General features: G+C 48.2%; 15 protein-coding genes. 12 read left to right on the top strand and 3 right to left on the bottom strand.

Annotated features, from left to right (window positions below; genetic code table 11):
• Window positions 1-9: 9 nt before the first annotated feature.
• From ICW23_RS17555 to cyoE, 7 genes are all read left to right on the top strand, one after another.
• Window positions 10-1,596, top strand: coding sequence for an alpha-glucoside-specific PTS transporter subunit IIBC (locus ICW23_RS17555; RefSeq protein WP_029575234.1), 1,587 nt, complete (start codon window positions 10-12; stop codon window positions 1,594-1,596).
• Between the two features lie 198 nt (window positions 1,597-1,794).
• Window positions 1,795-4,122 (top strand): peptidase G2 autoproteolytic cleavage domain-containing protein, encoded by a 2,328-nt coding sequence (locus ICW23_RS17550; RefSeq protein WP_188154867.1) that lies wholly within the window; start codon window positions 1,795-1,797, stop codon window positions 4,120-4,122.
• A 293-nt stretch (window positions 4,123-4,415) separates the two neighbouring features.
• Window positions 4,416-6,149: an ABC transporter ATP-binding protein gene (locus ICW23_RS17545; RefSeq protein WP_016936739.1), complete on the top strand. Its 1,734-nt coding sequence runs from the start codon at window positions 4,416-4,418 to the stop codon at window positions 6,147-6,149.
• Window positions 6,130-7,947 (top strand): ABC transporter ATP-binding protein, encoded by a 1,818-nt coding sequence (locus ICW23_RS17540; protein ID WP_016936738.1) that lies wholly within the window; start codon window positions 6,130-6,132, stop codon window positions 7,945-7,947. Before ICW23_RS17545 ends, ICW23_RS17540 begins: the two co-directional genes overlap by 20 nt.
• Before the next feature lie 168 nt (window positions 7,948-8,115).
• Window positions 8,116-8,520, top strand: a complete 405-nt coding sequence (catD, locus tag ICW23_RS17535) for a DoxX family oxidoreductase CatD (protein ID WP_014304646.1) — start codon at window positions 8,116-8,118, stop codon at window positions 8,518-8,520.
• 16 nt (window positions 8,521-8,536) lie between these two features.
• Complete coding sequence (gene catE, locus ICW23_RS17530) at window positions 8,537-9,394, top strand: catechol 2,3-dioxygenase (protein WP_064778754.1); 858 nt, start codon at window positions 8,537-8,539, stop codon at window positions 9,392-9,394.
• A 303-nt stretch (window positions 9,395-9,697) separates the two neighbouring features.
• Window positions 9,698-10,645 (top strand): heme o synthase, encoded by a 948-nt coding sequence (gene cyoE, locus ICW23_RS17525; protein WP_188154866.1) that lies wholly within the window; start codon window positions 9,698-9,700, stop codon window positions 10,643-10,645.
• A 39-nt stretch (window positions 10,646-10,684) separates the two neighbouring features.
• Here the strand turns inward: cyoE and ICW23_RS17520 are convergent, their stop codons facing one another.
• On the bottom strand, window positions 10,685-11,236 hold the full coding sequence (locus ICW23_RS17520) for a PadR family transcriptional regulator (RefSeq protein WP_064778752.1): 552 nt from the start codon (window positions 11,234-11,236) through the stop codon (window positions 10,685-10,687).
• A 221-nt stretch (window positions 11,237-11,457) separates the two neighbouring features.
• On the opposite strand from ICW23_RS17520, the gene ICW23_RS17515 reads away from it, so the two are divergent.
• From ICW23_RS17515 to ICW23_RS17495, 5 genes are all read left to right on the top strand, one after another.
• On the top strand, window positions 11,458-12,060 hold the full coding sequence (locus ICW23_RS17515) for an NAD(P)H-dependent oxidoreductase (protein WP_016936733.1): 603 nt from the start codon (window positions 11,458-11,460) through the stop codon (window positions 12,058-12,060).
• The gene (locus ICW23_RS17510) at window positions 12,051-13,139 is read left to right on the top strand and encodes an acyltransferase family protein (protein WP_064778750.1); all 1,089 of its coding nucleotides are present in this window, start codon (window positions 12,051-12,053) and stop codon (window positions 13,137-13,139) included. Before ICW23_RS17515 ends, ICW23_RS17510 begins: the two co-directional genes overlap by 10 nt.
• 344 nt (window positions 13,140-13,483) lie before the next feature.
• Window positions 13,484-15,895 carry a PEP/pyruvate-binding domain-containing protein gene (locus tag ICW23_RS17505; RefSeq protein ID WP_188154865.1) on the top strand — a complete coding sequence of 804 codons (2,412 nt, stop codon included), beginning with the start codon at window positions 13,484-13,486 and terminating at the stop codon, window positions 15,893-15,895.
• 22 nt (window positions 15,896-15,917) lie between these two features.
• On the top strand, window positions 15,918-16,190 hold the full coding sequence (locus tag ICW23_RS17500; RefSeq protein WP_016936729.1) for a ribonuclease inhibitor Barstar: 273 nt from the start codon (window positions 15,918-15,920) through the stop codon (window positions 16,188-16,190).
• A gap of 25 nt (window positions 16,191-16,215) precedes the next feature.
• Entirely contained in the window at window positions 16,216-16,758 is a 543-nt protein-coding gene (locus ICW23_RS17495) for a YfiT family bacillithiol transferase (protein ID WP_095242126.1), read from the top strand.
• Here the strand turns inward: ICW23_RS17495 and ICW23_RS17490 are convergent.
• Both ICW23_RS17490 and ICW23_RS17485 read right to left on the bottom strand, forming a co-directional pair.
• The gene (locus ICW23_RS17490; protein ID WP_188154864.1) at window positions 16,718-18,310 is read right to left on the bottom strand and encodes an MFS transporter; all 1,593 of its coding nucleotides are present in this window, start codon (window positions 18,308-18,310) and stop codon (window positions 16,718-16,720) included. The two genes, ICW23_RS17495 and ICW23_RS17490, sit on opposite strands and share 41 nt — an antisense overlap.
• Window positions 18,311-18,416: 106 nt before the next feature.
• Window positions 18,417-18,899: a MarR family transcriptional regulator gene (locus ICW23_RS17485; RefSeq protein ID WP_188154863.1), complete on the bottom strand. Its 483-nt coding sequence runs from the start codon at window positions 18,897-18,899 to the stop codon at window positions 18,417-18,419.
• Window positions 18,900-19,027: the final 128 nt, after the last annotated feature.

Genomic DNA, 19,027 nt, shown 5'->3' with positions numbered 1-19,027 from the left:
TCACGTGAAATGATGCAAAAAGTCCAGCGCTTTGGCAGCGCGATGTTTGTGCCTGTTTTGTTATTTGCATTTTCCGGTATTATTGTCGGTCTGAGTACGCTCTTTAAAAATAAAACGCTGATGGGGCCGCTGGCTGATCCTGACGGGCTTTGGTATCAATGCTGGTATGTCATTGAACAGGGCGGCTGGACCGTCTTTAATCAAATGCCGCTCCTGTTTGCGATCGGCATCCCTGTCGCTTTAGCAAAAAAAGCGCAGGCGCGGGCTTGTTTGGAAGCGCTTACAGTTTATCTTACATTCAATTACTTTATCAATGCGATTCTGACGGTTTGGGGCGGGGCTTTTCATGTCGATATGAATCAGGAAGCCGGCGGAACGAGCGGGCTGACGATGATCGCCGGGATCAAAACGCTTGATACGAATATTATCGGCGCCATCTTTATTTCATCTATTGTCGTTTACTTGCACAATCGCTATTTTGATAAAAAACTGCCGGATTTCCTGGGGATTTTCCAAGGATCTTCGTACATCGTCATTATTTCTTTTTTCATTATGATACCGATTTCACTTGCGGTGGCCTACGTATGGCCGATGGTTCAGTCCGGAATCGGATCGCTGCAAAGCTTTCTCGTTTCTTCCGGGGCGGTCGGCGTGTGGATTTACACGTTCTTGGAGCGGATTTTAATTCCGACGGGCCTGCATCATTTTATTTACTCACCGTTTGTTTACGGGCCGGCTGTAGCTGAAGGCGGTATCGTCACCTATTGGGCCCAGCATCTCGGAGAATACTCCCAAAGCGTCAAACCGCTGAAAGAATTGTTCCCGCAGGGGGGCTTCGCGCTTCACGGCAACTCGAAAATCTTCGGCATTCCGGGAATCGCGCTCGCCTTTTACGCCACGGCTTCAAAGGAAAAGAAAAAAATCGTCGCCGGCCTTTTGATCCCGGTCACCTTGACGTCCATTGTCGCCGGTATTACGGAGCCGATTGAATTTACATTCCTTTTTATCTCGCCGTTTTTATTTGCGGTTCATGCTTTGCTTGCCGCTTCCATGGCGACCGTCATGTATATGGCCGGCGTCGTCGGAAATATGGGCGGCGGTTTGATTGAAGCGGCGACCTTGAACTGGATCCCGCTGGCGCCAAGCCACGGTTTGACGTATGTATACCAGATCATCATCGGCTTGTGCTTTACCGCCATTTACTTTTTCGTCTTCCGCTTCCTCATTCTCAAATTCAACATCGCCACCCCGGGCAGAGAGAAAGAGGAAGGAAAGGAAACAAAGCTTTATTCGAAAAAGGAGTACAGAGAACGGAAGCAGGCTTCAAAAGAAACAGCGGCGGCAGACGAAACACAGCGGGATACAGCCGCTTTGTATATTGAAGCGCTGGGCGGAAAGGACAATATTACAGAGGTCACCAATTGCGCCACCCGTCTCCGTGTCACTGTCGCTGATGAATCAAAGGTCAAAAGTGATGCCGATTTCAGAGAGCTGGGAGCCCACGGCGTCGTCAGAAAAGGCAAGGCGCTTCAGGTCATTGTCGGATTAGGCGTTCCGCAAATGCGGGAGCGTGTCGAGAAAATATTGAACGGTTAAAATACTGCAGCAGCAGACTATGTGCAGAATGGGAAGAGCGCTTGTTAATCCGGCGCTCTTTTTATGTTTTGAAAAAATGTATGAATGAATTTGTCATACCTTTGCCACCTGTACATGCAGGAGTGAAAGAGGGAGATGCAAAAACGGAATGACTTCTGCGATGTTTCAAATAGCAATTGAAAAATAGGAGGCAAGATCATGACAAACTATACGACGTTTTTAGGACTTTACAAACCCGATAAAACGGAGGGGATTGAAGTTGAAAGCATTGCTCAAAACTTTGAAGCGATTGACAGCAAAATCGGTGCTGCCCTTAGCGATGGCACGTCAACTTATGAAAATTTAAATGAAAGACTTAAAATGTATGAAAACAGATTTGAACATGTGACAGAGCGAAACGTAATGGATTTTGGGGCTAAAGGTGACGGAGTAACAGATGACACGCAGGCATTTCATGATGCTATGGCCGACGGAGGTTATGTCGTAACGGTTCCCGCGGGTGTATTCAGAACATCCAGATTGTTTGTTCCGTCAAATACAATGCTTGTCGGAGCAGGCAAGAAAAGAACGGTCATTAAATTATTAGACGAAACACCGGTCGGCCATTCTGTTCTGACCAACAGCGATTATACGAACGGTAATGAAAATATTTACGTCGGCCATCTTACGCTGGACTGGAACAAGGATACGCGTCCTGCCGGCTGGAAGATTCCGAAGGGCCCTACTTCAAGCTGTTTGCTTTTTGCGAATGTTGACTATTCTTTTGTCGAGCATGTGTTTGCGAGGAACGGCGGCTTGCACGGCTTTGATTCTACAAGCCCGAACTATAACAGACATGGAGAAATGGACGACCCCACTTATTATCAGCCCAACGGCTGTAACTTTGTAACGTTTTCTCATTGTGAAGCAACAGGGTCCGGCGATGATAACTTTACTTGTCATTTTGGGAAACACACGACTTTCAGTCATTGCCTCTCTTACCATCCAATGGGGCTGAATGACGGAACTTCTAATACGAATTGTTTTGAAATTGATGACGGCTCTCAAGACGTCATGATTGATAGTTGTATCTCAATTGGAGGAGTCCGAGGCTTTGAAATTAAAGCACACGGTTATGCACCGGCTGCGAAGAGAGTACAGCTTGTTAATTGTCGCGCATATGAAAATGCCATTGGATATAGTATTCGCCATATCGGTCACCACACAGCAAGCGAACCTCAGTCAGCGACAGCACATGATGTGCAGCTTGCGAATTGTATCTCATATAACCCTAAACCAAATGATCTATACAAAGGGGCGGGTCCAAACGCGTTGCAAATCTCCGGATATGATGGTGTGAGCGTTGTGAATTTCCATGCTATTTGTGATGACAGTTCAATTGATTATAAGGGGAATTCGGTAGTCAGCGTATTTTATAAAGGACGCTTAATCAGTCTAAAGAATATAACCATCCGCGGATTTAAAACTGCAGACAACGACTTATATATTGTCGGCGGGGATAACTCAGTAGGGAAAGTGATGGTGGATGGTGTCACATTGATTGACTCCGGAAAAAAAGGAGTTGCATTCGGCAGCGGAATGTACGAGTCTGTTGTTAGCAATGTTTGGGGACAGAGATCTCCAAAAAATAATAGCGGGACAGTTGGAATTTATTCCTCAGATCCAGACCTTAATGTATCCAATTGTGATTTTTCAGGTTATGAAACTGACTTTAACATTGGAGGAGCAGTCACTCCTTATTTCTTATTCAAACATAAAGGAAGCGGAGTCATTGGCTCCCGTGAATCTCATGCTACAGGGAACAATAATTTTGTGGCTGGTTCTGTTCGGGGAAGAGCGGCCGGAGCGGCACAATCTTCAGTGCTGTCTTCGTACAATACAATTAACCCGAATTCAGATTCTGTAGCACTTGGCTGGGGTGCCGGCAGCACTCCGTCATCAGCCAACAGAAAAATTGAGCTTCACGCAAAAGAAGGAACAATTAAGGCTTCCGGAGGGGTAACAGGTTCCTCGACATTCTCTGACTACGCTGAGTATTTTGAGAGCCTGAGCGGGGAGAAAATTCCGACGGGAACACTTGTCACACTTGAAGGTGATAAGATCAGACCGGCTGAAGAGGGTGATCTCATGCTCGGGGTTATTTCCGAGACTGCCGGAGTGATTCTCGGTGAGTCGAGTTTTCACTGGTCGGGCCGATACGTAAAGAATGAGTTTGGCGGCTATGTTTATGAAGAACAGAAAGATGCGAACGGCCATACGGTCATGGCGCCAAAAGAAAATCCGGACTTTCGCCCTGAAGAAGACTACACTTCAAGACAAGAACGAGACGAGTGGAACATTGTCGGGCTTATCGGTCAGGTATATGTCAAATGCGATGAGACTGTGAAAGCCGGAGATTTTATTCATGCCCATAACGGGATTGCAGCGAAATCCGACGCTCCAAACCAGCGCTGGCAGGTCATGAAAGTGATCAAAGAGTTTGATGCCGATAAAGGATTCGGGGTCGCTCTCGTTTTTATTCGTTAAATGAAATGACAAAGCATAAATGACCATCCTGAATAGCGGACGCCTTATTAAAGGCTCCGCTAATTCATTTTAAAATCAAGGTTCCGGTTCAGGAACTGGTAAAAAGAAAAGATAAGACAGCTTCCATATATCTGCCCTCATTCCTTCAATTTTGATCTTCAATAATTTCCGTTTTTTCTTCACAAAGTACATAATAAAAGGTGCGGGTTCAAGGGTTAATCCTTTATTCATTTAAGACAAACAAATAAAATAAATATACATACATACTGAACAAAGAATTTGGAGGCTTACACATGTCAAAGGCTTTATCATATGTAAAACCGTATTCTCTGTTGGCGGGAATCGCTCTGTTTTTCATGCTCATCGAGCTTGCGGTAGAGCTGATACAGCCCCTGCTGATCGGGAAAATCATCGACGAAGGAATTTTAAAGCAGGAGCTCGGAACGGTCTGGCTGTGGGGCGGCGTGATGATCGGACTGACCGTTGTTTCATTTGCATCGGGCATTTTAAATTCGTTCTACTCCGCCCACATCAGCCAAAGCTATGCGTATGATACGCGAAAAGGGCTATTTCAAAAAATCCAGTCCTTCTCCTATTCGACGTTTGCGCAATTCTCATCCACATCGTTTATCACCCGGCTGACAAACGATGTGACGCAGGTCCAAAATATGCTTTTTATGAGTCTCCGGTTTATGCTTCGGGCGCCGTTAATGATCGCGGGCGGCATTATTCTCTCGCTGACCGTCAATGCGAAACTCGGTTTTTTTCTGCTGATCACGGTGCCGATTTTGCTTTTGTTTTTGCTCTGGGTGCTGAAAAGAGGCGGCGCGCTGTTTCGGTCTGTGCAAAAGCGGCTTGATCAGGTCAATACGATCATGCAGGAAAACCTGACGGCGATCAAACTGATTAAAGCGCTTCTCCGTGCAAACCACGAAGTGAAACGTTTTTTGAAATCGAATACGAAGCTGATGGAAAAAACAGTATCCGCATTTCGTCTCGTGGAAGCGGCGATGCCGATCTTAATGCTGCTGATGAACAGCTGCATTTTGTTTATCTTATGGTTCGGCGCCAAAAGCATTGATCAGGGCGGGGCGCAGGTCGGAGATATCGTTTCCGTGATTAACTATGCGACGCGGATTACAGGCGCGCTGTCCGTCCTGCCATTTCTCATTATGGTATTTTCCCGGGCGAAGGCTTCCGGCGAAAGAATCGGAGAGGTGCTGGAAACTGAAGGCGGCGAGGGAACGGGACATGACCCGGCACAAGCGCTTGCCGGCGGGATTGAGTTTCGTGAAGTGTCCTTCCGCTATCCGGACATGGAAAAAGACGCGCTGCATCACGTTTCCTTTTCTGCCAGCCCGAAAGAAACGGTTGCCATTATGGGCGCGACAGGCTCAGGAAAATCAACGCTCTTTCAGCTGATTCCGCGCCTGTACACGGCTGATTCAGGCAGTATTTTCATAGACGGAAAACCGATCGGTGAATTCTCCGCTCACGGGCTGCGCAGGGAAATCGGCTATGTTCCGCAGGAAGTGCTCCTGTTTTCGGGCACAATCCGTGAAAATATCGCCTGGGGGCGGGAGGATGCTTCACTAGATGAAGTAATGGAAGCAGCCAAAGACGCGCAAATCCATGAAACGATTATGAAGCTGTCAAACGGATACGACACGGTGCTGGGACAGCGGGGCGTCAATTTGTCAGGCGGGCAGAAGCAGCGCATTTCCATCGCGCGCGCTTTTATCAGAAAGCCGTCCCTCCTGCTGTTAGACGACAGTACGAGCGCGCTGGATCTTCAGACGGAAGCAAAGCTTTTAAAAGCGATCAGATCCTATGAATGCACGACACTGATTATCACGCAAAAAATAACGACCGCGATGAAGGCTGACACCATCTTATTGCTTGAAGACGGCGAACTGCTGGCAAAAGGCACGCACCAAGAGCTGATGGCAGAGTCTCATCTGTACCGGCAGATTTATGAATCCCAATTCGGAAGGGAGGGAGCTGACAGTGGAGAAAGACATTCGTAAACCTTTCCGTTATCCGAAAATACCGCTCAAATCGAGTGAAGGCGGCAGAAAACGTGCGAAAGCAAAAGATGCAAAAGGGACCCTGCGCAGAATCTGGTCGTATGTAGCAGAGAAAAAAGGGCTATTGACTCTTGTGATCATCATGGTAGTCATAAGCGCCGTATTCGGCCTCCTCGGACCGTTCGTCATCGGGAAAGCGATTGATCATTTCATCGTCGGACGGACGACGGACGGATTGGCGGGGGTGCTGTTCATACTATTTGGGATTTACCTCGTGCAATCGTTGTCCTTATGGTTTCAAAACTATTGGATGATCAATATCTCGCAAAGCACCGTGTTTAAAATGCGGAGCGAGCTGTTTACCCATCTGCATGAGCTGCCGATCCCGTTTTTTGATAAACAGCGGCTCGGGGACTTGATGAGCCGGGTCACCAATGATATTGAAAATGTCAGCTCCACTTTAAATACATCCGTCATTCAAGTGCTGTCGAGCGTCATTACATTCGTCGGCACAATCGCCGTGATGCTGTACATGAGCCCGCTTTTAACATTGATTACGCTTTTGATCATTCCGATCATGTTTTTAAGCATCAAATGGATCACCAACCGGACGGGACTCTTGTTTAAGCAGCAGCAGAAAAACCTCGGCGAGCTGAACGGTTTTATTGAAGAGTCGGTATCAGGAGCGAAGGTCATTAAAGCCTACTCAAGAGAAGACCGAGTCATGGAGCAATTTTTAGAAAAAAACGCGGCGTTAAAATCATCGGGGTTTTGGGCGCAGACCATTTCGGGTTTCATTCCGAAAGTCATGAACTCTTTAAATAATTTAAGCTTTACGATTATAGCGGCGGTCGGCGGGCTGTTTGCGCTGAAAGGGTGGATCTCAATCGGTTCCATTGTCGTATTCGCCGAATACTCGCGGCAGTTCACCCGCCCTTTGAATGATTTAGCCAATCAGTTCAATACGATGTTATCGGCAATCGCCGGGGCTGAACGGGTGTTTGACGTGCTTGATGAAAAAGAGGAGCGGGAAGATGAAGAGCATGCGGCGCACCAGCCGATCAAAACGGGTGACATTGAATTCCGCGATGTCTCCTTCGGCTATCAGGAAGACAGCCTGATCTTAAAACATCTGTCCTTCAGCGTTCCGAAAGGACAGTCAATCGCCTTCGTCGGTCCGACCGGAGCGGGTAAAACAACCGTTACGAGCTTGATCGCCCGTTTTTACGAGCCGAATGAAGGAAAAATTCTCATTGACGGAACGGACATCAAAAAACTGACAAGATCCAGTCTGAGAAAAAACATGGGGTTTGTTCTGCAGGATTCATTTCTCTTCCAAGGCACTATCAGGGAGAATATCCGCTACGGCCGGCTGGATGCTTCTGACAAAGAGGTGGAGGAAGCCGCAAAAGCCGCCAATGCCCACGGATTCATCGAACGGCTCCCGAAAGGCTATGATACCGTTCTTACCCAAAACGGCGCGGGCATCAGCCAAGGACAGAGGCAGCTCATTTCCATCGCGAGAGCTGTGCTCGCGGACCCAGTTCTGCTCATTTTGGATGAGGCGACGAGCAACATTGATACAGTGACCGAAGTGAAAATACAAGAAGCGCTCGGCCGTTTAATGGCAGGCAGAACGAGCGTCATTATTGCTCACAGGCTGAACACGATTCAAAAAGCCGACCAGATTCTTGTGCTGAAAGACGGTGAAATGGCTGAAAAAGGAACCCATGCCGAACTTCTCAGCCAGAATGGTTTTTATCAAGAATTATATGAAAGCCAGTTCCGGGAATCGTAAATAGGGACAAAGACCTCCGACAGAGTGCGGAGGTCTTTTTTTTTATGAGGATAAATAGTACTTTTCAGTTATTTTCGTTAAATGTAACGAAATTACTTGACGTAAATAAGTTATGTATATATACTAGCTTACATAAAGTAAGTGATAATAATTTTCAAGGAGGATTTTATGAATAAATCATTCGAAACAGGAACACTGCTTTTAAGGGTTGTAACAGGTATTATCTTTTTTGTACACGGTTTATCCAAGTTCCAAGGATTAGAAGGCACCACACAATTTTTCCAAAGCATCGGGCTTCCGGCATTTATGGTCTATGTCATCGCAACGATTGAGCTTGTCGGCGGGGTTCTGATCTTTTTCGGTCTGGCGACGCGCATAATCGGCGTTCTGTTTGCCCTCACATTAGTCGGCGCCATCTTTACGGCGAAGCTTTCCTCACCATTTATGGGCGGCTCGGAATTTGATTTCATCTTACTGGTGGCATCTATTCACTTAGCGCTTTCAGGAAGCCGTCTGCTTTCATTGGACCAGCTCCTTTTCAAATCAAAAAAGGGAGAAACTTTTTCAGCATAAGAAAGAAGGCGTTCAAATGACCGGCATTCATCAAGATACAGCAATCGGTTATGTCAAATTGACTATCAAAAATTTGGAACGGTCGCTCGACTTTTACCAAAATGTGATTGGCTTTCAAGTCATCTCGCAAACCGATCGTTCCGCAGAACTGTCAGCAGACGGAAAACGCGTCCTGCTGATGCTTGAAGAAAATCCAAGCGCCGTCATTCTCCCGGAGCGGTCTGTCACCGGCCTGTACCATTTCGCAATACTTCTGCCTGGCCGGAAAGAACTCGGCATCGCATTGGCCCGGCTGATTGAAAACGGCATTGCACTCGGTCAGGGGGATCACGCGGTCAGTGAAGCTCTTTACCTGTCTGATCCGGACGGAAACGGCATTGAAATATACGCCGATCGCCCCCGCAGCACGTGGCAGCGCGATGCAGAGGGCAATTACGTCATGCAAACGGCGCCCGTCGATGTGGACGGGCTTTTGAAAGAAGCCGGAGCTGAACGGAAAAGCCGCCTCCCGGAAGGAACCGTAATCGGTCACATCCATCTCCATGTGACGGATTTACAGGAAGCTAAAGCTTTTTACACCGATATCCTCGGTTTTGACATTGTCGGCAATTACGCCGCCATGTCCGCCCTGTTTGTTTCAGCGGGAGGGTATCACCATCACATCGGCCTGAATATATGGGCCGGAACACATGCGCCGCCGAAACCGGGAAATGCAAGCGGACTGGATTATTACACCATCGTGCTCCCGCATCAAAAAGAGCTCTCACGTGTGACAAAAGCGCTGACCGATGCCGGCTTTGAGATTGAAGAAAAAGAAGCGGGCATATTCGTCAAAGACCCTGTGTCAGGGGCGGATATCGCATTTACACTGTAAGAAACAAACCTTGCCGTTCACCGGCAAGGTTTTTTATTTTTCTGAAGTGTTCTCGAAAGGAGAGCGAAAATCACAGTGACGCGCAAAAATGGCGCCTGGAGCCCGCCATCGCCGGCCCGCGCTCAGGGCCTCCGCTGAATTGAAAATTGTGTACATTCGGCAGATCAGGGAGCCATAAGCCGTATCCTGTCAGAAGATACGGCTTTTCGTATGCTATTTACAATTTTGTGAAAAATAACCGATATGAATTGAACTTCCTTATTCTTCCTGATATGATAAGCCGAAAAAGGAGAATCTGAACTGATGAATTCTAATGCAGCACAGACGGAACAGCCGATGAAGCATAACGGAAACCGGGTGACGGTCAAGGACTTTATCATCCTTGCCAAACCCGGGATTATCATCTCGAATTCACTCGCTGCATTGGGCGGATTTTGGATCGCGTGGCTTCAGTCAGAAAGGACGGGCGGAGGGCCCGGTATATTTGCGGCTATGACGATCGCCATGATCGGAACGGCGCTTGTCATGGCATCAAGCACTGTTTTTAATAACTTCTTTGACCGCGGTATGGATGCAAAGATGGCGCGAACCCGCACCCGCGCAAGCGTCACGGGGAAAATACCGCCGCCGGTCATGATCCTGTACGGCATCTGTCTCGGCGCATGCGGATTCATCATGCTTGCTGCGCTTAATGTACTGACTGCCGTTCTTGGCCTGCTTGCATTTTTACTGTATGCCGTCGTTTATACGCTTTGGTTTAAAAGACAATCCGTCTGGAGCACATTTGTCGGCAGCTTTCCGGGAGCCGCTCCGCCCTTAATCGGTTATTGCGCGCTGGCCGGGTGTATTGATATGCCCGCGATTTTGTTATATGCGATTATGTTTTTGTGGCAGCCGCCGCATTTTTGGGCGATCGGGATCAGGCGAAAGGAAGAGTATCGTGCCGCCGGTATTCCGCTTTTGCCGATTGTAAAAGGCAACCGCGTCACAAAAATGAAAATGCTGCGTTACATCGCCGTTCTGACTGCGGTTTCGCTGCTCGTTCCTTTCTATATAGATGTCAGCCCGCTTTATACCGCGTCCGCTCTTCTGCTCGGAGCCGTCTGGCTGTACCGGAGCGTCAAAGGTTTTCAGGCGGCGGATGACACGCAATGGTCGAAGGGGATGTTTTTGTATTCGATTGTATATTTCAGCCTGCTTTTTCTTATTTTAATGGCTGATTCGTTGATCACGGCGGTTCTCAGAACGTAAACAGGCGGCTTATAGATACAGAGCCGCCCGTTTTTTTGTTTATGCTTTTTTGATGAGAGCCAAAATATCTTCAAGCCAGGAAATGTAATTGCGTTCCCGCTCAAGCGCTTTTGTCAGCACGAGATAATGGCCGAAATCGGGAGACGAAAACGAATCCGCATCCTCGGACGATGTCATCAGTTCGTGATAACTGTTTTCCAAGTCGGTCAATTTTTCCTTCCGCTTTACGAGCTGATCGGTGAATAGCTCATCCGCTTCCTCCCGGGTCAAAGCTGAGATGAAATAAGCCTTCAGCATAAATTCATCCTTCACCGTTTCCGGAATCGGATCTTTTTTCGTCAGCCAGGCGGCAAGCTCCCGTTCTCCATTGCCGGTCAGCGTGTACATTTTTTTCTCAAGCTTCGTTCCTTGAATCGCAGTGCGGAACGTAATAAACCCCTCAGCCGTCAGTTTTTTCAATTCCGGATAAATCTGGCTGTGCTTTGCGCTCCAGAACTGGCCGAGCTCTTCTTTAAAATAGCTCGATATATCATATCCGCTCAATTCGCCTTTTCTTAAAAGCCCTAAAATCGCGTACTTTAAAATTCTCATGTTGTCCTCCAAGCCCATTCATTTGACAGCTAGTATACCACACGGCTGCGAAAAAACGCAGAAATGCCGGATGCGGAAATCCTGATCATAGAAAGACTTCGGGATTGGATTTTGGTTTCAGCCGCATACAGATTTGAAACCCCTTTCATCATGTCTTTGCCTTATTCATAAGACATCATGATATAATCATTGTAAAAATTAAGAAATACTGGGAGGTACATATGAAGACGGTGATTGTGTATGCAGACCCGGATGAGAACAGCTTCAATGCGGCTATCGTAAAATATGTCGCCATGGCTTTGAAGGACAGCGGCAAAAGCTATACTGTCATTGACTTATACGCCGATCAATTTGATCCCGTGCTGAAGGCCGGAGATGAAAAAAAGCGGACGGATATGAAACGGGACGCTGAAACGAAGAGATACCGGAAACTGATGAAAGAAGCGGATCATCTCATTTTCATCTACCCGCTGTGGTGGGGAGGCGTTCCGGCGATTATGAAAGGCTTTTTTGACAAAGTGCTTGTCGCCGGAGAAGCCTATACATTTGAAAACGGCCGCGTAAAAGGCCTGCTGCGGGCAGAGACGGCACAGGTGTTTTATACGGCGGACTCCCCGAACCGGCACTTAAAGTGGTTCCGGAAAAACGCGGACTGGATTACGCTGAAAAAAGGAATTCTGCAATTTTGCGGCATTCAAAAAGCCGAACGGAACTTTATGTCCTCAGTTAAAACGAGCACACCCGAGCTGCGGGAAAAGCGGCTGCGCCAGGCATACGCCAAAGTCCGCCGCGCTTGTGAAAAAGGAGCGGCCGCATGCAGATAAAAGAAATTTTCGTGATCCGCTGCCTGTCCTGCTTAAGTGTCGTTCTGCTGCACGTGGTGTCAATGGTGCTGATGATTCAGGAAGAGTCCTTAGCAAGCGCCGCCCGTACGGTTGATGCATTCCGGACTTTGCTGATGTTCAGCACGCCGGCGTTTATCTTTATCTCGGAATTTTTGCTTGCCAGGTCCTATCCGGAAGGCGTCCCTGCAGGATTCTTAAAGAAAAGGGGAAAAGTTATTTTCGTGCCGTTTCTGTTTATCGCCGCGGTGGATGCCATCTTAATGAAAAGTGTCGCAGAAGAGGGAGCCGGCTTCATTTCGGTTTTCGGTAAATTTTTAGAAAATGTCTTTTTAGGAAACTTCATCGGCTACTTCATTCTTGTGATCTTTCAATTTTACATTCTCCATATGCTGCTGCACCGCTGGCTGAACAACACATCTCCCGTGTGGGTGCTGTCTGTTTCGTTTATCATCAATGCCGTCTATCTGGCCTATTTTTCAATCGTTCGTCCGCCTGCTTCATCGGGGCTTGATTCTATTTTTCCGTTCTTTTGGGTTCCGTTTCCGGGCTGGCTGTTTTATTTCTGTCTGGCATTTTATTGCGGAAAGGAATACCGGCGTTTTTTAGCGCTCATCAATCAGTACCGTTATGCGGTTTACTTCAGTGCGGCCGTATCGGCCATATTGATTGTGGCCGTTTCATATACCAGCGGCGGGTCCATTTCTTCTAAACGTCCGGATATTATGATTTACGCGGTCAGTATGATCTTTCTGTGTTTTCATCTGTTTTCAAAGCTCAAAAAAGTGCCCGCGATTGTGATGATGATCAGCAACTATTCGTTTTCAATCTATCTGCTGCACTCCTACTTTTTAATCAGCGGATACCTCCTGGAAGGCTATTTGCGGTCAATGCCTTTGCCGGCTGCCATCCTTCTGTTATTTTTGATCTGCACGCTCGGTCCCATTTTCATATCTTGGGGGTGCAACCATTTCAGATACGGATACTTGTTTGTCGGGAAAGTGTATCAGCCGAAGCAGATTAAAAGAAACACGGCGGCGCATCAAGGCCGCACAGTCTGAAAAAAAGGCGGCGTTTCGGCCGCCTTTTTGATGCGGGTCCGCTTTATCCGGCACGAGGACGGATAGTTGTACATCCTGCATACAAAGCCCCCCGGGCAAGCCGACAGCGAATGCCAGGTAAGCAGTATCGGGCAGCCTATCTCTAATTTTAATAGCGCGTTCACTGGCTGAAGACCCCCGCCTGCGTCCGTTTTGACCGGATGCATTTATGACAAAATAACGCCATCGATTTTCTCCCTTGTGAAGACCGATATATTGTATACTTATAGGAAATACTTTCAAAAAAAGTGAAAAAGAGAAAAACGGTGAGCTTGGATGAACGACTAAAAAGGAGCGGGGACATTATGAATGACTGTGTCAAAACATTCGGAGAACTTCCGGCCGAACTTTATTTCTCTGCGGGAGGAAAAGGAAGCATTCTCTCTAAAATGTATCAAAGCGGGTATCCTGTGCCTGAAGGATTTGTGATTTTGCCTTCAGCCTTTCAGGACGGACAGCTCCGCCATCAGGCGAGAGAGGCTATTGATCAATATGTGAATTCCATCCGCAGCCGCCATGCATCTGCGTTGTTTGCCGTACGCTCATCTGCGCTGAGCGAGGATTCCGCTCAGGCTTCCTTTGCCGGAGAATTCGATACGGTGTTGAATGTCAAAACAGATCAAGACATGTCCGGGGCGATTGATGAAGTCCGCCGATCGGCACAGTCAGAAAGGGTAAAAGCGTACAGCGCCGTTCAGGGAATGGAAGATGAGCATGAAATCGCAATCGTCATCCAGCTGATGATACCGTCTGAGATATCCGGAGTGCTGTTTACCGCAGATCCGATTACGGGGAGCAGGCGGGAGATGACAGGCAATTACGTCTACGGTCTCGGGGAGCAGCTCGTTTCCGGGGAAGCCGATGCCTTTTCTTTTAAACTGGCACGGCCCAAGAAAAAATATGACGGCCCCGGGGAATTTCGTAAATATGCGTCAAAGCTCTATAAACTGGCGAAAAAGCTGGAAAAAGATCTTGGAGGGCCGCAGGATATTGAATGGGCCGCCGCGGGCGGGACATTGTATATTCTTCAATCCCGCCCGATTACGACCTTACAAGCCGGAAATCTGGAAACCTATGAATGGAATGATTCTTTCAGCGGTGATTTTTTATGGACAAACACAAATATAGGAGAAGCGATTCCCGATGTGATGACGCCGCTGACATGGTCGCTCCTCCGGAATCTGGATGAAGAGTCGGGCATTATTCCGGGCTATTATGTCTGGTCCGGCAATATTTGCGGAAGAGCCTATAACAATATGAGCCAGCCTCTTTCCGTTCTCGCCGCTTTCGGTCTGAATCCGAAAGGCGGTAAAATAGGAAAAATGATGAGCGATACATTGGGAGAAATCCCGGCGGAAATGAAGATTCCTTTATATCCGTTCTCAAAGTATGAACTTTTGAAGATCATCTCGAAAAAACTGAAACCGTATCTGTCGAAAATGAAGCACGCAAAAAAAAACATGTCCTCCTACTTGGACGAATCGCCGGAGTGGTGCCGGAATATTGAGGAAAAGCTGAAACGTGCCGAAACGGAGCGGGCATTATTAGCGATATGGAACAATGAGATCTATCCGTATTTGTGCAATGCGTGGTTTGCGTTAATATCCGGCGGGCGTGATTCTGCGCAATCCTCTTCGTCGTTAACCTCTCAATTAACAAAACTCGCAGGCATAGAAGATGCGAATCTCCTGCTTTCCAATCTGAGGGGAAAAGGCGGACTGGCCAGCCTGGAGCCGATTATCGGCATTGATCAAGTCATGAAAGGCCGTATGAGCGAGGAAGAATATCTCAGGAACCAAGGTCATCGAGGCCCGCATGAATACGAACTTTCCATACCGCATCCGGGAGAAAACCGGGATTGGCTGACGAAGCAGATCAAAGAACACAAGGAGTCGGGTATTGATGCCGAACAATTGCTTTTGAAACAGCAGCGGGCGCATGAACAGGCCTTCCGAAGATTTGAAGAAAAGTTTCCTCATAAGGTCAAATGGCTCAAAGCCAAAATGGAAAAAGCGTCAGATTACGCGAATATTAGAGAAACAACCAGATCCGAATTTGTCAGGGTGTACCGGACAGCCAGAGCATTCGCGCTCAGAGCGGCGGAAATGACCGGCATGAAGGACGATATTTTCTTCTTGTATCTGCATGAAATAACCGATCTGCTCGCGGGGAAAGAGCCGGCGGTTGCGTCGATTCAAGCGAGAAAGCAAAACTATGAAACTTATAAAAAACTGCCGCCGTTCCCATCCGTTATTAACGGAAGATTCAATCCGTTTAAATGGGCTGAGGATCCTGACAGAAGAGCGGATTATTACGATGCTTTTATGCCTGCGGAAACTGATGATGCGTATACTTTAAAAGGTTTCGCGGGAGCGGCCGGGAGAGTGGAGGGAATTGTCCGTGTCCTTGATGTCCCGGAAGACGGGGATTCTTTTGCGGCGGGGGAAATTTTAGTGACCTCGACAACTAATGTAGGCTGGACCCCGCTTTTTCCAAGAGCGGCTGCTATCATAACGGACGTCGGCGCCCCTTTGTCCCACGCGGCGATCGTCGCCCGGGAACTGGGGATTCCTGCTGTTGTCGGGTGCGGAAATGCAACGTCAAAACTGAAAACGGGGGACAGGGTGGCCGTTGACGGCGGGCAAGGCATCGTCCAGCTGGAACCGCGGCAGACTCCGGTCACTTCTGAAGAGGAAAATGGTAAACTGATAGAATAAAATCATGAGAAAGGAGCCGCACATGAAAAAAGCAATCATTAACGGGGAACAAATCAGAAGTATGAGCGACCTTCACCAGACATTGAAAAAGGAGCTTGCCCTTCCTGAATACTACGGTGAAAACCTTGACGCTTTATGGGATTGTCTGACCGGCTGGGTTGAGTACCCCCTCGTTTTAGAATGGAGACAGTTTGAACAAAGCAAGCAGCTTACAGAAAATGGCGCCGAGAGTGTGCTCCAAGTCTTTCGTGAAGCGAAAGCGGAAGGCTGCGACATCACCATCATACTTTCATAATACGATCAACGGGAGAGAGACAAAAATGGAAAAACAAACCCTCAGCTATCCGATTGGAGAATATCAGCCGGCTGAATCGATTTCGGCCGGACAGAAACAAGAATGGATCAATGCGCTGGAACACGCTCCGGCCAAACTGAAACAAGCTGTCAGAGCGATGTCGGACAATCAGCTTGATACGCCGTACCGCGAAGGGGGATGGACTGTCCGTCAAGTGGTTCACCATCTGGCGGACAGCCACATGAACGGTTATACCCGGTTTAAATTGGCTTTAACAGAAGATGAACCGGAAATCCGTCCCTATGATGAAAAAGGCTGGGCCGATCTTCATGATTCCAAAACGGCCGCTTGCGGGGATGCGCTTGAGCTGTTAACAATCCTGCACAGAAGGTGGGCCGCTCTTTTGCGCTTCATGACGGAAGCCCAATATAAACGGAGATACTTCCATCCTGTATCCAAAGAGACGGTTACGCTGGAACAAGCGCTCGGATTATATGTCTGGCATTCTGAACATCATATCGCCCATATTACTGAGCTTTGCCGGCGGATGGACTGGCGTTTGTCTTAGAGGATGCCGGCTTCCGGAAAAACGCCAAAACAGCCGCAGACACAACCGTGCATAACGAAATGACAGCGGCTGCCGTATAAAGGTGATGATAGCCGCTGGCAATGCCTGCTTCAATCGCATCAGAAACCGCTTTTTTGACGGCGGGAACGGGGATTCGGCTTACCTGTTCCTGCAACGAAGAAAGCCCGCCGCTGATATCGGGCAATTGCACCTGGTCAGCAGGAACACCGCTTTTTGCTAAACGGTTTTTGATGTCATCTCCGATCCGGTCAAAGCCGGCTGTAATGAAGCCGGCATATAAGGCTGGGGCGAGCGTCAGCCCGACCTGCCTCACGAGGGAAAGCGTGCCGAGCGCCGTCCCTTTGTTTTGGCCCGCCGTTTCTGATACAAGCACATTCAGCGGAGCTCCGAGCAGGAATCCGAAACCGATCCCCGCAATGACACTCGCCGTGACAAATTCCCATTTATCCGTCACCCATAACGGAAACAGGCTGAAGCCGGCAAATGCGATAGCGCCTGATACAACAGCAGAGAAGACCGGCCCTTTTTTATCCGTGACCGCCCCGCCGAGCCATGCTCCGATGCCTGATGCCAACGCGAGCGGCGTCATCCAATAACCCGCTTTCTCCGCCGATACGTGCAAATACTGCTCCGCGTAAGAAGGAATAAAAATGACCGCAGCGAGCAGCCCGCCCGATAAAAACCCGATGACAAGCGTCCATTGAAACACTTTATTTTGCAGCAGCGAGTAGGCGAGAATCGGATCGCCCCCGCGTTTTTCAACCCGCTTTTCAACCTTAAGCAGCGCCCAAAAGAGAAGTGCCGCCCCCAGAAGATATCCGTACACCTTCACGTCCATGATGCTTTCTGAAAGCTTTGCCCCGTCGAGGTTTGTGATACCGATCATGCAAGATAAGATTGCCAGAGACAGCATCATCGTGCCGGCAAGATCAAGATTTTTCGCCTCAGGCTCTTTCGTTTCAGCGATAAACAAACCGCCGCACACAACCAGAGCGGCAGCTATCGGCAGATTAATCAAAAACAGCCAATGCCACGATCCGGTTATATCAAGCAAAAAACTCCCGATATTCGGTCCGAGGACGGCCGCTATACCGTTCATCGCCCCTAAAAGCCCGAGAGCTTTTCCCTGTTTTTCTTTCGGAAACACAGCCAGCACATGTGAGCTGCCGATAATAAAAATTCCTCCGCCGCCAAAGGCCTGAATGAGCCGCGCCGCCAAAAACATCGGGAAGCTCTGACTGAGTGCGACAAGCAAAGAGCCAAGACCGAACAGTCCGACTTCAATCATAAACAGTTTTTTCCGTCCATAGCGGTCCGACAGCTTGCCGACAATCGGCACACTGACACTGAGTCCCAATGTGTAAAGGGTCACGCCCCACGATCCCCATGAAGGAGAAATATCAAAAGACCTGTTGATCGTCGTCAGAGCAGCGGAAATAATTCCGTTGTCCAGCGCCGCCATGAACACACCGATCGTAAAAAGGGTGATGGCCCAGCTCTGGTTTTTTCCTGTTTGCACTGGTCCCGGCATACTGATCAATCCTTTCATTTTAATTCACTTAAAATATATTATTCACTTTGAGTGAATTAAATGTCAAATAAAAAAAGGCCGCCGATAAGGCAGGCCTTTTTCATCTCTATGCCTGTTTGGAGGATTCCAGCGCTTTTGCCAAAATGGCGAGCCCTTGATTGACCGTTTGTTTTTCTTCAGCGGTCAGCGTTTCCAATGAACGCTTCAATTTTAGATGTCCTTTTTGATAAAGGCTGCGGAAAATGTCTTTCGCGTTTTCCGTCAATTGAACGACGACTGAACGGCGGTCTTCTTCTGACGGGGCGCGTGTAACGAAACTCGATTTTTCCAACCGGTCAAGCAGTCCCGTGGTATTTGAAAGGGAAGCACCCATTTTTTCTGCAATTTCGCTCACCTTCAGCGTCCCGTGGTTGTTCAGAAGCATCAGCACCTTCATTTGCGGCATGCTCATATCAAGCTTCATCCATTCTGACACATCGCCGAGTCCAGCCGACGTCATCACTTTCATGTACAGCACCCAAATATCCCGTTCCTCAGGAGAAAAAATATCGCCGCCCAAGACCGTTGTATCATGCAGGTTATAATCCATCGTCTCACTTCCTCATTCATACTCCTTCATACCATATTACTGATTTTCATCTGAGAAAGAAAGTTGCAGACGAGTTTTGTTTGAATAGGAGGTGGTAGTGTATAATATGTTGGAGATTATTGGGGGAA

The sequence above is a fragment of the Bacillus sp. 1021 genome, from assembly GCF_014534735.1.
Taxonomy (GTDB): domain Bacteria; phylum Bacillota; class Bacilli; order Bacillales; family Bacillaceae; genus Bacillus; species Bacillus siamensis.
The sequence above is the reverse complement of the archived record's forward strand: the minus strand, read 5'-3'. Positions and strand labels throughout refer to the sequence as shown.